Source organism: Pseudomonas sp. SCB32 (assembly GCF_009189165.1).
GTDB lineage: Bacteria > Pseudomonadota > Gammaproteobacteria > Pseudomonadales > Pseudomonadaceae > Pseudomonas.
Window position 1 is genome coordinate 4119170 of sequence record NZ_CP045118.1, and the last position, 13045, is coordinate 4132214.

Consider the following 13045-nt stretch of genomic DNA (forward strand, 5'->3'; position numbering starts at 1 on the left):
GCCTTTCATGGACGCCCTACGCCGCCTGCCCTACTACCTGCCCGGTGCCCTGCTCTGCCTGGGCATCGCCTTCGGCTCGCGCCAACTGATGGAAATTCCAGCGCTGCAACACCTGGGCCTCGGCAGCCTGACCCTAGCCATCCTGATCGGTCTGCTGGCGGGCAACCTCGGGCTGGCCCGTTTCGGCGGCATCCGTCCCGGCGTGGATCTCTCCCGTCAGCAATTGCTGCGCCTGGGCGTAGTGCTCTACGGCCTGCGCCTGACCTTCCAGGACATTGCCGCCCTCGGCCCGGCCGCCCTGGTGATCGATGTACTGATGGTTACCAGCACCCTGGTCATGGCCTGGTGGATCGGCGAACGCTGGCTGAAGCTGCCACGCGAAAGCGCCCTGCTGATCGGAGCCGGCAGCGCCATCTGTGGCGCCGCGGCAGTCATGGCGAGCAGCCCTGTACTCAAGGCGCGCGCCGAGCACACCGCCGTCGCCGTGGCCACCGTCGTGCTGTTCGGCACCCTGGCGATGCTGCTGCACCCGCTGATCTACGCCGCCCTGCCAAATCTGTTCGGCAGCGAGCAGGCATTCGGTGTGTTCACCGGCTCGACCATCCATGAAGTGGCCCAGGTGGTCGCTGCCGGGCGCGCCATGGACCCGGCCGCCGCCGATGCAGCATTGATCAGCAAGATGCTGCGGGTACTGCTGCTGGCCCCCGCACTGCTGGTTCTCGGCCGCGTCGGTTGTGCGGAAGCCGCCGAACCGGGCCAGCGTCGCAAGCTGCACATTCCCGGCTTCGCCGTAGGCTTCCTGCTGGTCACCGGCCTGCGCTCGCTGGGTTGGGTCCCGGAAAGCTGGCTGGCACCGCTGCAGCAACTGGACGATGTGATGCTGGGCATGGCCATGGCCGCTCTGGGCCTGGCAACCCGCCTGGGCGACCTGCGCAAGGAAGGACCGAAGCCGCTGCTGCTGGGCGCCGGGCTGTTCATCTTCCTGCTGGTCGGCGGTGGTCTGATCAATGGTGGCGTGCAGTACCTCTTCCACTGAACCGGGCGGGCAAAAAAGGGCGGACACCTGAGGTGTCCGCCCTTTTCGTTTTCGCGACCGGCGATCAGCTGGACAGTTTGCGGTCCAGCGAGAAGGGACCGGCGCCGCTGATCAGCAGCGCAACGCTGATCATGATCAGGGTGAAGGCATATTCGAAGCCGTTCGCCTGGATGAAGAAGCCGTTCGCAACGTGCACGCTGAACACGGCGACCAGCATGGCGACGATCAGCGGGATGCTGGCCAGACGCACCAGCAGACCCAGTACCAGCGCCAGGCCACCGAAGAACTCCGCACTGCCGGCCAGGGTGGCCATCAGGTAGCCCGGAGTCACGCCGATGGACTCCAGCCAACCGGCCATACCCTGCAACCCTGGGCCGCCAAAGGCGCCGAAGAGCTTCTGCGAACCGTGAGCCATGAAGGTCAGGCCAGTGGTGATGCGCAGGACAGCGAGACCAGCGCCAGCGTTGGTGGACATGATGGATTTGATCAGCGAGTTCATGGTGAATCCTTGTGCAGAGAAGAGTGGGCCACAACCGTGGTTGCTTGGGGATCAATATATCCAATTATTCCGATATAAAAAGCGCAAAATTGCACTGATAACTATCGAATTAATTAATTACTTCTTGATCACTGCCACGCTCTCCCGTGGCTCCAGGCCATCACGTTCGCGCTGATATGCAAGATAGTACTTGTTGATGCTGCTGACATAGTTCACCACGCCCATGCCCAGCTGCTCGGCCGCCACTCGCTCGACCTGGAAGAACCATTGGTTCGGATTGAGCCCCTGGCGCTTGGCTTCCGCGCGCAGGCTCTGGATCCGTTCGGGACCGGCGTTGTACGCCGCCAGCACGAAGGCCATGCGATCACGCTCGCTGATACGCGGGCTGGAGAAGAAGCGCTTGCGCAGCATGGCCATGTAGCGGCTGGCGGCCTGCACATTGCTCTCCTTCTGGTGCACGGCGTCCACCCCCACGGTACGCGCCGCTGCCGGAGTGATCTGCATCAGGCCGGTGGCGCCACCGGCGCCTCGCGCGCCGGCATCGAGGTTGGACTCCTTGAATGCCACCGCCGCCAGGGCCAGCCAGTCGAGGCTGCTCTGCTCGGCGAAGCGCTGCAGGGTCGGACGCACGGCCTCCAGGCGCTTGCGATCAGGCGCCACCAGAGGATTGCGCACCTGATAGGCGCGCCGGTAGAGACGCTGGAAGGCACTGTCCTGGTCGGCCGGCGGACGATATCCCTTGAGGAAGCCATTGACGCTGGCGCGCAGCATCGGCGCATCGCGGCGCACGTACCACGTCATGCTCTCGGTGTTGTCCAGCACCAGGTGCCGGTCGATTCGCAGCTTGGTGAAGACCTTGGCCCAGCGCTCGGCTATGGGCTGCTCGACCACGGTGTAATTGAAGATGCCGGCCTGGACCATCTCCAGCACGTCTTCCACGGCCAGCGAGGAGTCGGTCCATTCCATCACCATCGGCGCCATCCGGCGCTGGGCCAGCCGCTCGTTGACCCGCTGTATGGCGTCGCCGGCGGCGCTGCCGGCCGGCAGGGTGACGGTGCGTCCGGCAAGCTGCTCCAGCCGCACGAAGCGGCGGTTGCCCTGCCGGGTCACCAGTACCAGCGGTACGTCTTCCTTCCACGGCAGACTGGCGCTGGCATTCTGCCCGTCGCGGGCCAGCAGGACTTCGCCAGGGGCGACCAAATCGCCCTCGCCGCGCTGCAGCGCACCCAGCAGTTGGTCCTTCGCCTTGGGAATGAATTTGATGGTGAGCGGCTTGCGCCCCGGGGCTGAGTCGTTCAGGTACTGTTCGAAGGCGCGCAGGCGGCGATATTCGACGCCAATGGGTTCGCCCTTGATCTCGCCAGAGCTGTTGCGGCTCTGATTGACCAGGACGCGGAGAACGCCGCCGGAACGGATGCTGGCCAGGTCATGGAGGCTGCCGCTGTCCTGCTCCCAGTTTTCCGGCTGGGTCGTCAGGCGCGCAGCCGCTGGCAGTGGCGCCAAAGCCACCAGGCACAGCAGTAGCAGCAACAGTCGAGTCATCCAGTTCTCCAGGGGCTCACACACAGCGCCGGCCCAATCAGAGCGCAGCATTGGCCGTAAGTTCCTGGCCGTCGAAAGCGCGCCAGAGTCTCACAGCAAGGGCGTAATACCAACCCGAAATTCCGGAAGCTAGACCAGAAAATTCCTCAATAACCTGATTTTGAAGAATTTTCACAGAAGAATAAGGGGGATTGCTAATCTTCTCGCCCAAACCAAGGGAAGCAAAATGCAACTGATCGACATCGGCGTCAACCTCACTCACCCGAGCTTTGCCCAGGAACGTGAAGCCGTACTCGCCCGTGCCATCGCGGCCGGAATCGGGCAAATGGTGCTCACCGGCACCAGCCTGGACGACAGCGAACAGGCCCTGGAACTGTGCCGGCAACTGGACGAAGAGCAGCGTCTTTACTGCACCGCTGGCGTCCATCCGCATGAGGCCAGCCATTGGGACAGCGGCAGCGCCAAGGTATTGCGCGGCTTGTTGCAGGAGGATCGGGTACGCGCCGTCGGCGAGTGCGGACTGGACTTCAACCGCGACTTTTCACCACGCCCGCAGCAGGAGAAGGCCTTCGAGGAACAGCTCGCCCTGGCAGTGGAGCTGCAGCGCCCGGTATTCATCCACGAGCGTGATGCCGCCGACCGCCTGCTGGCGATCCTCAAGGACTTCCGCGACAAGCTTCCCGCGGCCGTTGTGCATTGTTTCACCGGCGAGCGCCGCGCGCTCTACAGCTACCTCGACCTGGACCTGCACATCGGCATCACCGGCTGGATCTGCGACGAACGCCGCGGCACCCACCTGCAGGAGCTGGTGAAGGAGATCCCTGCCGGCCGCCTGATGCTGGAGAGCGACGCGCCCTACCTGCTGCCGCGCACTCTGCGGCCCAAGCCGAAGCACGGCCACAACGAACCGGCCTACCTGCCGGAAGTGCTGACCTGTGTAGCCCTGCATCGCGGTGAAAGCCCCGAGCGGGTCGCCGCCCACACCACCGACTGCGCGCGGCGGTTCTTCAACCTGCCAGCGCTGTGAAGCTGATCTCAAGATTGCCGTCCATCGGCCGTTAACCATGGGAGTGGAAGGCGGCTTGATCCCTATCAATGGCCAGCCTTCATCCTTTTCATGACAATGGCGGCGCTTTGCCACCATTCGACCGACAAGAAGACAGCCATGGCCGCCTGGATCCGCGACATTTCCCTCAAGTACAAATTCTGGGCCGTAAACGCGGTCGCCTTCGTCACTACGCTGCTGCTGGTGCTGTTCGCCATGCACCAGGAACTCGACGCCCGCAACCAACAGGCGCGCCAGGGCGCCGAAGCCCAGGCCCAGCTGCTCAAGAGCTGGCCCACGAGCACGCCGCTGCCGTCCTCTTCGAATCTCATCAGCTTTGCCGCCGGTAGTACGCCACAGATCGCCGGCGTCGACGGTTCCGCCCTTGCCCGCGCCAGCGGCTGGGTCGATCTGCAGGGTGCCCAGACCCGTGCCGGGGCACTGGCCGGCGCCTACGTGCAGGACCTGGGCAATGGCCAGCGAGTCGCCGTAGTCGCCCCGGGCGCGGACTTCTGGACTGTCTTCGCGGATCGCGCGCTGCCCTACGCCGGCGCCGTCATGGTGCTGATGCTGGTGCTGCTGGCGGCCTCGCAGCTGCTGATCCGTTTCATCCTCACTCACCTGCTGACCCTGCGCGACGTGATGCTGCACGTGGAAAAGAGCGGTGACCTGTCCGCCCGCGTGCCGCTGGAAAGTCGTGATGAGGTCGGACAGATGGCCACCGCCTTCAACGCCATGCAGGGTGGCTACCAGCGCGTGGTCGGCACCGTCGCCCAGGCCGCCGGGCGCCTCGACGAAGGCGCGCGCAGCCTCGCCAGCACCATGGGCCAGGTGCGCCAGGGCATGCTCGGCCAGCAGAGCGAGACCGACCAGGCCGCCACCGCTATCAACGAGATGTCCACCACCGTCCACCATATCGCCCAGCACGCCGCCGACACCCGCGACCAGTCGCAGGAAGCCGATCGCCTGGCGGGTAACGGCCAGCAGGTGGTCGGCCGCGTCGGCCAGTCCATCGCCGGGCTGTCCCAGGGCGTGCAGCAGACCGCCGAGATGATCCAGCAGCTGGCCCAGGACAGCCACAAGATCAGCAGCGTGGTCAGCGTGATCCACGGCATCGCCGAGCAGACCAACCTGCTCGCCTTGAACGCGGCCATCGAAGCGGCCCGCGCCGGGGAAATGGGCCGTGGCTTCGCCGTGGTGGCCGATGAAGTACGCAACCTGGCCAAGCGCGTGCAGGACTCCACCGACGAGATCACCCAGATGATCAACGCCCTGCAGTCGGGCACCCGCGACGCCGTGGAGTTCATGCAGGAAAGCTCGATCAAGGCCGACGGCTGCGTCGAGGAAGCCCGCGAGGCCGGCGAGGCCCTGGCCGCCATCGCCGCCGCCGTGGCGCAGATGCGCGAGAGCAATACGCAGATCGCCGTGGCCGCCGAACAGCAGAGCCAGGTCGCCGAGGAAATGACCCGCTCGGTGGTGGGTATCCGCGACGTTACCGAGCTCACCGTGCAGCAGACTGTGGACTCGGCCGGCACCAGCCATCAACTGGCGGACCTGGCCGGGGAACTGAGCCGGGCGATCGGTCAACTGCGTCTGTAATCCCTATCGGACGCATAGCCAGCGCCGATTGGCGGCCCTTTCCAGCCAGGACCTAGACTGCAGATACAAAGCCCGCCGCCAGCGGCGGGCCGGTTTTCGCATAGGAGAGTGTCCGTGGCCAAACGTCATCCCAACCTGCTCGCCTGGCAATGGCAGGGCTACGCCGCCAACCACCGCAACCCCACCAACCTGGCACTGCACATCCTCGCCGTACCGCTGTTCATCCTCGCGGCCGTGATCCTGGTCAGCGGGCTGCTGCGCCTGCACCTGAGCGGCGTCGCCCTCGGTGTGATCGGCATCATCGCTTCGCTGGCAATCCAGGGGCGCGGACACAAGCTTGAAGACCAGCCGCCGGAACCCTTCGCGGACCGCCAGGACGCCATCGGTCGGCTGCTCGCCGAACAGTTCATCACCTTTCCCCGCTTCGTTCTCAACGGCGCCTGGTGGCGCGCCTGGAAAAATCGCAAGCGTTGACGAAGGAGCGGCATTTCGGCCATTCAAGTCAGCCGGGGGTTCGCCGATATAATCGTCGAAATTACGTCACGAGCTGTCGAGATGTTGGTTTTTCGTCACTTTTTTGGCTTTTTGGCCTGCCTGTTTATTGGCAGCCAGGTGGCGGCAAGCCCGCCCCTTCCCTCGTCTACCGAGCGCACCATCCTCACGCTGGAGATCGCCGGTCGCCCTGAGGCACTCCGGCGCCTGACCCTCTCTGAGCTGCAGCGCCTCCCCCAGCAGACCTACACCGCCATGCTTCCCGAGGAAGAGCGCATCTCCAGCTGGCAAGGCGTTCCACTCAGCCAGTTGTTCGATGCCGGCCAGCTGGACACGTCGAAGCGCCTGCGCGTCGATGCCCTGAACGACTACTCCGCGCTGATCCCGTTGAGCGACCTGAGCTCGTACCAGCCGATCCTCGCCTATCGCCGCGATGACCGTTACATCGGCATCAGCGAACGCGGCCCCCTGTTCATCATCTATCCGCTGGTGCGTTATCCCGAGCTGCGCACCCAGCTCTACTTCAACCGGACTGTCTGGCAGGTCAGCCACATTACCCTGGAGTGATCGCCTTGCCTGTTCAGACTCCCGAGCGTCATCGGCGCCGCCTGACCTTCATCATCCTCTGCAGCCTGATTGCAGCGCTCACCCTGGGTGCCTGCGCCGCCCTGCTGCTGGTCGACCAGCAGGTCCGCCGGCTGGCGCACCCCAGTGCACACAGCGAGCTGTGGCAGGCCTACCAGATGCGCGCCGAGCTGGAGCGATCGCTGGACACCGCCCAGGCCGTGCTGGACGGTCGCACCGACAGCGACGCCCTCGCCACCCGCATCGAAGTCCTGGTCAGCCTGCTGGCGCCACTGCGCAGGACCTCCGTGTTTCATTACCTCGCCGAGCCGCGTCCGGAAGTCGACGACACGCTCGGACGCCTCGAAGAGCTCAGCGCGGGCTGGGCCAAGCGCGCACCGTGGGGGCAGCCCGCAGCGGCGCGGGTGATTGCCCAGGAGATGCAGAACCAGCTGCCGCGGCTGCTCAAACCCACCCACGAGCTCATCGTCGCCACCAACATCGCCCTGACCAACCAGCTCGACGAAGAACGCCAGGACCTGCAACACGCCTTCGCCCTGCTCGCCTGGGTACTCGCCGGCCTGGGCCTGTGCTGTGTACTACTGACCCGGCGGGTCATCGCCAACTCAAGGCGCAAGCGGCGGCTCACCGAGCGCCTGAACGACCTCAACCAGTCCCTGGAAAAGCGCGTGGAGCAACGCACCCAGGAACTGAGCGAACGCAAGTCACTGCTGCGCTACATCCTCGACACCAGCCCTAGCGACGTGGCGCTGCTCAACGACCACGACGGCCACGCCCACTACGTAAGCCCGGGTCTGCTGCAACGCACCGGCACCGACGACGAGAGCTTCAACCTCACGCGCCTGTTCGACGACCCCGACGAGGAGAGCCGCTTCCGCCAGGCGCTTGGCGACTTCGGTCAACTGGATGGCTGGGAAACCCGACTGGCCGGCAACCCGCCGTATTGGGCGGTGGTCTGGGCGCGGCAACTGGATATCGACGGGCAGCCGGCCTCGCTGGTATGGAGCTTCGACATCCAGCAACGCAAGGCGCTGGAGCAGGAGCTGCGTCTGCTCGCCAGTACCGATCCGTTGACCGGATTGCAGAATCGCCATGCCTTCGTCAAACGCGGCGTCAGTCTGCTCAAGGGCGCCCAGCGCTATCAGCGCCAATGCTCCGCGCTGATGCTCGACATCGATCACTTCAAGCGGATCAACGACACCTACGGTCACGCGTTCGGCGACGCGGTGCTCAAGGCAGTGGCCGGCGAGCTGAGCCAGGGCCTGCGGGATATCGACCTGCTCGGCCGCTTGGGTGGCGAGGAGTTCGCCGCGATCCTCCCGGAGACCGATCCGCAGCACGCGCTGCAGGTCGCCGAGCGCCTGCGCCGCGCCGTGCAGGCACTGTCCTTCACCGGAGAGGACGGCAGCCGCCTGCACCTGACCCTGAGCATCGGGATGGCCGAGCGTCTACCCGGCGAGGTGCGCCTGGAAGACCTGTTGGCCCGTGCCGACCGCGCCCTCTACCGGGCCAAGGCCGCAGGGCGCAACCGCACCGAGCGGGCGCCGAGCTAACCGAAGATGGTCGCCGTCTGCCGGCTGATCGCCAACAGGCGGCCGTCAGACGCCCAGCAATGGGCAGCAATATGACCGTAGCCATCGCGGGCGTGTTCGATGGTCGCCCGATACTGGCACCAGCCATCCACGGGCATGGCCGGCTGTGGCTGGATGAACTCCACGGTCCAGGTCAGCGAACTGGACGGCGCGGGGCTCTTCAGGTGCGGCAGCGTCGCTGGCGGCCAGGCATCGATCAGCGCCAGCAGGTGCGACACCTCCAGCGCTGCATCAGCCACACCGCCACCGCGAAAGCGCATCCAGCCGCCCATTTCCACCTCGCGGCTGGACGAGAACGGCATGTGCCCGCGTGCCCAGCGCATCGCGATGTGCTGGGTGAAGGCCGGCATCAGTTTGCGAATGAACGGCAGTTCCTGGCAGTGCTCGGGCTCCTTGAAGCCCGGCGCAGGAAGATTCTCCACCTTGACGCTGGAGCTGCGCGACTCACCGAAGCTGCCCTGCACCAGCGCCACCACCTTACCGTTCTGCACCGCGCGGCAGAACACCTGGCTCACCGACTTGCCCTCGCGCAGCGCCTCGGCCTCGAAGCTCACCGGTGTTTCCACCTCGACCGGACCGACGAAGGTGATCGCCAGCGAACGCACCGGCCGCCCCTCGTGAGTCACCGCGCGCATCGCCTCGTAGGCTGCCGCGGCCACCAGCCCACCGAAGCTCGCCCGCCCCTGCGCCCAGCTCGTCGGGATGACCACGCACAGCGGCGCGGCACGCACCGCCTGAAGCATTTCGGTGAAAGTCATGGATCGCTTCCATTCTGGGGTTGGGCAGCGATCTTAGGCTGACGGGCGGCACGAGAACACCATCCAAAGCGTTGTTCGCCCCGGAACAAATGGCGCGTCATCTACACCTTCTATGGTGTCAGCCGAGTGCCTGCTGCAGGGCGTCCAGGCTCTCGTCGGCCTCGCGCTCAGCGAGGTCGTGGCGGGCATTCCAGTGCGGCTGCAATGGCATCAGATCCAGCTCGCGCTCGCTGCGGATCAGCCACTGCTCATAGTCATGCCACTCGCCCAGGGCAGTCTGCGCATCCTTCAACGGAACGAGCAGGCGCTGCGGCACCGCCGACTCTTCGGGATAGGCTTCCAGCGAATAGCGCACCCGCTTGATCAGCAGGCGCAGGCGGTGACGGTCGTGCGCGGGGTCCTTCAGTGCCAGGCGCAACTTCTGCCACTCCTTGCCCAGGCGTTTGCGCACCTTGTCATGCAAGCCGCCCAGCACGCCATGGCGCTGCGCCGTGCGCCACAGCTGCGGCCAACCGTCCAGGCGCATCAGCAGGCGGTCCCACTGGGGGCTGGCGAGCAGCGCGATGTAACCCGATAGCAGGGCCGGACGGCGCAGGGCCGCGGCCCGCTCGTAGCCTTCGGCCTCCAGCACCGGCAGCAGCACTTCCAGGTCGCGCAGCGGCCCACTCAACCGGCCTACTTCGCCCAGCGACTCCTCCAGCTCATCGATGCCCGGCATCCCGCGCACCGCATGCAGCAGGCTGCGCAAACGACGCACGGCGATGCGCAGGTCGTGCAGGGCTTCGGGGTCGGAGCCGGCGCTCAGACGGGCGGAGGCGGAGAACAGCGCGACCTCCTGCTCGATCAGATGGGTCACCAGATAGTCGCTGAAGGAGGACACGGCACGCTCCGCACAGTGGGATGAATTATCAGGTTAGTTGGCATGCCGCCGCCAGCAAGTGACCGGCGTCATGCCTCATGGAAGTCGCCGCCAGCGCCACGGCAATTCACGCCGCAACCGCGCCAGATGCGCACGCAACATGGCAGGGTCGACCGCGGCGCCAGCATAACGCTGCGCTTCGAACGCCTCGTTGTAGGCGCGAATCGCCTCGGCCTGGTTCGGCAGCGCGAGCATGGCGCGACCGCTGAAATCGCGGTGTCCCTCCCCTGCCTCGCGACGCAGCCCATGCGGCGCCAGCAGATGCTCGAAACGCTCGAAGCTACGCAGCTGGACATCCCGCTGGTGCCGCCAGGGTTTGAACAACCACAACGCCAGCGCAGCCAGCAGCAGCGCTCCACCACCAACCGTGAGCAGCACTAGCCAGGGGCTGTCCGGCGAGCCGAACCAGCGGCGGATCAGTTCGTCCTGCTGGTCACCCTGGTAACCCAGCACCCAGCGCTGCCAGCCGTAGTTGACCTGATCCCAGGTCAGGCGCAAGCCGTTGAGCAGACTGAACCCGCGATAGCGCAGCGGTGAAAACGGATCACTGGAAAGGAAACTGCCCTCGCGGCTCATCGCCTGCTCCAGCCCCAGCTCAATGCGTTCGGGCGATACCGCGCCGGTGGGATCGATCCGCGTCCAGCCACTGCCCGCCTGCCAGTACTCCACCCAGGCATGGGCGTCGAACTGGTGCACCAGCAGGTAGTTGCCGGCGGGATTCAGTTCGCCGCCCTGATAGCCGGTCACCACCCGTGCGGGGATCCCGGCCGCACGCAGGACGAAGGTCATGGCCCCGGCGTAGTGCTCGCAGAAGCCGGCGCGTGTGTCGAAGAGGAAACCATCGATGCGCTCCGCTCCGGTTGCCGGAGGCTTGAGCGTGTAGGCAAAGGGTTGCTCACGGAAGTGCCGAAGCATTGCCTGTGCCAGTTCGCGGGGCTGCGGGTAGCGCTCGCGCAGTTCCTTGGCCCAGGCCCTGGCGCGCGGGTTGCCGCGGGCTGGGAGGTTGAGATTGAGGTGAAGCGCGCGGCGATTGTCGGAGGGTTCGAGCAACCCACGCGGCCAGGACATTGCGTTATAGAGCAGGCTCTGGCGCACGGGAGATCGACGTTCCAGGCGGAAGTCGCTCATCATCCGGGCATCGCTCAGTTCGCTCTGCGCCACGTCGAGCACGAACAGCCATGGATGGTTGCTCGGTTCCATGACCACCTTGTATTCGAGCGCGACACCCTGCCGCTCCCACTGCGGCGTCGGCGCATCACGGCGCTGACCAGCCTGGGTCCAGCGTTCGCCGTCGAAGTTCTCCAGGGTCAGCGCGCGCCAGTAGAGCTCCGCGCGCGGCGGCGGCTCGCCCTTGAAGCTGACGCGGAAGGCCAGCTCGGGAGACTGGCTGAGCTCCACCATGTCCCCCGGCATCATCGAGTCGCTGAGGCCCGTGCGGGCCTGGCCGCCGGGCATTGGCAGCGACCACAGCGGCCCCAGGCGCGGGAACAGCATGAACAGCAACAGCATCAGTGGCAGTGCCTGAAGCAGCAGGCCACCCGCCAGGCGCAGGGTCGATCCGGGACGGGCGGCGAAGCTGCTCTGCTGCAGGCCGATCAGCGCCGCCAGCAAGGCGGTTACCGGCAGCAGGCTGAAGGCGGCGGCCAGGATGTCGTCCTGGAACAGGTAGCTGGTCACCACCGCGAAGAACCCCAGCAGGATCAGCACCCAGGCATCGCGCCGGGTCTTGAGCTCCACCAGCTTGATGACGAACGCGGCGATCAGCAGCACCACCCCGGCGTCCAGGCCGATCAGCGAACCACGCGAGTACCACACGCCGAGCCCGGCGGCACCGACCAGCGCCAGCTTGGCCAGGCCGCTGGGGTAGTTGGCGCGCATGCGGAACACCTGGATGCGCCAGAACGCGCAACCCAGCCAGAGGCCAACGATCCACAGCGGCAGGTGTTCCAGGTGCGGGATGATCACTACCGACTGGGCCACCAGCAGCCAGGTCAGCGCGACCCTCGGAATGGACTGCACCGTGCTCATGCGCGCTCCCCGAACAGGGCAAGCGCGCGCAGGCAGGCCTCACGATGGGCATCGCCGCTGGCCACCGCCAGTTGCACACCCGGCAGGCGCAAGCCGAACGGTTGCTGACGCTGCGACAACTGCAGCACCCAGTAGCACAGCCGCGACAGACGACCTTCGATATCGCCGCCAAGCAGCGTGAAGTCCAGCCACAGATTGCGCCCGGCCAGCGCGGAAAAATCCTTCACCAACAGTCCCTGGCCACGGGAGTAGGCCTTCCAGTGCAGACGCCGGCGCGAGTCGCCAGGCTGGTAGGCGCGCAGCCCCTGGAAGTCATCGACGCCCTGGCCACAGGGCCGCACGCCCTCCTCCTCGTCGGCCGCCGCGCCGCCCTCCAGCGGCAGATCGCTGGCAATCGGGCTCGGATAGACCAGGCCGGCCTGATCCAGGTCAAGCCAGCTCCAGGCCACCAGCAGGCCGAGCGGGAAGCGGCTTTCCACCCGCAGGCGGCCGGGGCGCAGCCAGCCGCGCCGTTGCGCCGAGACATCCAGCCGGAGCTCCTCGGCGCCCTCGGCCGGCACATCGGCGAAGTGCAACTGTTCCGCCGTCCAGCCGATGGCAATGGCCTGGCGCGCGCGCCCTTCCGCATCCAGCCGTACGCGGAAGCCCACCTGCTCGCCGACGAACACCGGCGGCGCGCCCAGCGCGGTCAGGCGCAGGCCGCCCAGGTTCCGGTAGGTGTGCAGGATGGCAACGATGAACAGCGACAGCAGCAGGAAGGTCAGCCCATAGGCCAGGCTGTTCTGGTAGTTGATCGCCGTCAGCAGCATCAGCGTCAGCGCCACGCCGAACGCCGCGCCCTGGCGGGAAGGGATAATGAAGATGCGTCGCTGGTTGAGCTGCAGCGAAGGCGACGGCGGAATCCGCCGGGCGATCCAGCTTTGCCACAGCGGCCTGACCCTGACCAGCAT

12 protein-coding genes are annotated in these 13045 nt (G+C 66.2%); 6 read left to right on the top strand and 6 right to left on the bottom strand.

Features of this window, described 5'->3' with window-relative positions:
- Positions 1-7: 7 nt before the first annotated feature.
- Positions 8-1036, top strand: a complete 1029-nt coding sequence (locus GA645_RS18775) for a YeiH family protein (protein ID WP_152224489.1) — start codon at positions 8-10, stop codon at positions 1034-1036.
- A 64-nt stretch (positions 1037-1100) separates the two neighbouring features.
- On the opposite strand, the gene GA645_RS18780 is transcribed toward GA645_RS18775, so the two are convergent.
- Together GA645_RS18780 and GA645_RS18785 are read right to left on the bottom strand one after the other, a co-directional pair.
- On the bottom strand, positions 1101-1535 hold the full coding sequence (locus GA645_RS18780) for a DoxX family protein (RefSeq protein ID WP_152224490.1): 435 nt from the start codon (positions 1533-1535) through the stop codon (positions 1101-1103).
- 117 nt (positions 1536-1652) lie between these two features.
- Complete coding sequence (locus GA645_RS18785; protein ID WP_152224491.1) at positions 1653-3077, bottom strand: transglycosylase SLT domain-containing protein; 1425 nt, start codon at positions 3075-3077, stop codon at positions 1653-1655.
- Between the two features lie 226 nt (positions 3078-3303).
- Between GA645_RS18785 and GA645_RS18790 the strand changes: the two genes are divergently transcribed.
- From GA645_RS18790 to GA645_RS18810, 5 genes are all read left to right on the top strand, one after another.
- The gene (locus GA645_RS18790; RefSeq protein WP_152224492.1) at positions 3304-4104 is read left to right on the top strand and encodes a TatD family hydrolase; all 801 of its coding nucleotides are present in this window, start codon (positions 3304-3306) and stop codon (positions 4102-4104) included.
- A 138-nt stretch (positions 4105-4242) separates the two neighbouring features.
- Positions 4243-5721, top strand: a complete 1479-nt coding sequence (locus GA645_RS18795; RefSeq protein WP_152224493.1) for a methyl-accepting chemotaxis protein — start codon at positions 4243-4245, stop codon at positions 5719-5721.
- Positions 5722-5835: 114 nt separating this feature from the next.
- Positions 5836-6195 carry an Mpo1-like protein gene (locus GA645_RS18800; RefSeq protein ID WP_152224494.1) on the top strand — a complete coding sequence of 120 codons (360 nt, stop codon included), beginning with the start codon at positions 5836-5838 and terminating at the stop codon, positions 6193-6195.
- Between the two features lie 81 nt (positions 6196-6276).
- Positions 6277-6780 carry an oxidoreductase gene (locus GA645_RS18805; protein ID WP_256675968.1) on the top strand — a complete coding sequence of 168 codons (504 nt, stop codon included), beginning with the start codon at positions 6277-6279 and terminating at the stop codon, positions 6778-6780.
- The gene (locus tag GA645_RS18810; protein ID WP_256676198.1) at positions 6780-8351 is read left to right on the top strand and encodes a diguanylate cyclase; all 1572 of its coding nucleotides are present in this window, start codon (positions 6780-6782) and stop codon (positions 8349-8351) included. Before GA645_RS18805 ends, GA645_RS18810 begins: the two co-directional genes overlap by 1 nt.
- On the opposite strand, the gene GA645_RS18815 is transcribed toward GA645_RS18810, so the two are convergent.
- From GA645_RS18815 to GA645_RS18830, 4 genes are all read right to left on the bottom strand, one after another.
- Entirely contained in the window at positions 8348-9148 is an 801-nt protein-coding gene (locus GA645_RS18815; RefSeq protein WP_152224495.1) for an acyl-CoA thioesterase II, read from the bottom strand. The two genes, GA645_RS18810 and GA645_RS18815, sit on opposite strands and share 4 nt — an antisense overlap.
- A gap of 118 nt (positions 9149-9266) precedes the next feature.
- The gene (locus GA645_RS18820; RefSeq protein ID WP_152224496.1) at positions 9267-10028 is read right to left on the bottom strand and encodes a CHAD domain-containing protein; all 762 of its coding nucleotides are present in this window, start codon (positions 10026-10028) and stop codon (positions 9267-9269) included.
- Between the two features lie 75 nt (positions 10029-10103).
- Positions 10104-12086 (bottom strand): DUF3488 and transglutaminase-like domain-containing protein, encoded by a 1983-nt coding sequence (locus tag GA645_RS18825; protein ID WP_256676199.1) that lies wholly within the window; start codon positions 12084-12086, stop codon positions 10104-10106.
- A gap of 5 nt (positions 12087-12091) precedes the next feature.
- Positions 12092-13045, bottom strand: a complete 954-nt coding sequence (locus GA645_RS18830) for a DUF58 domain-containing protein (RefSeq protein WP_152224498.1) — start codon at positions 13043-13045, stop codon at positions 12092-12094.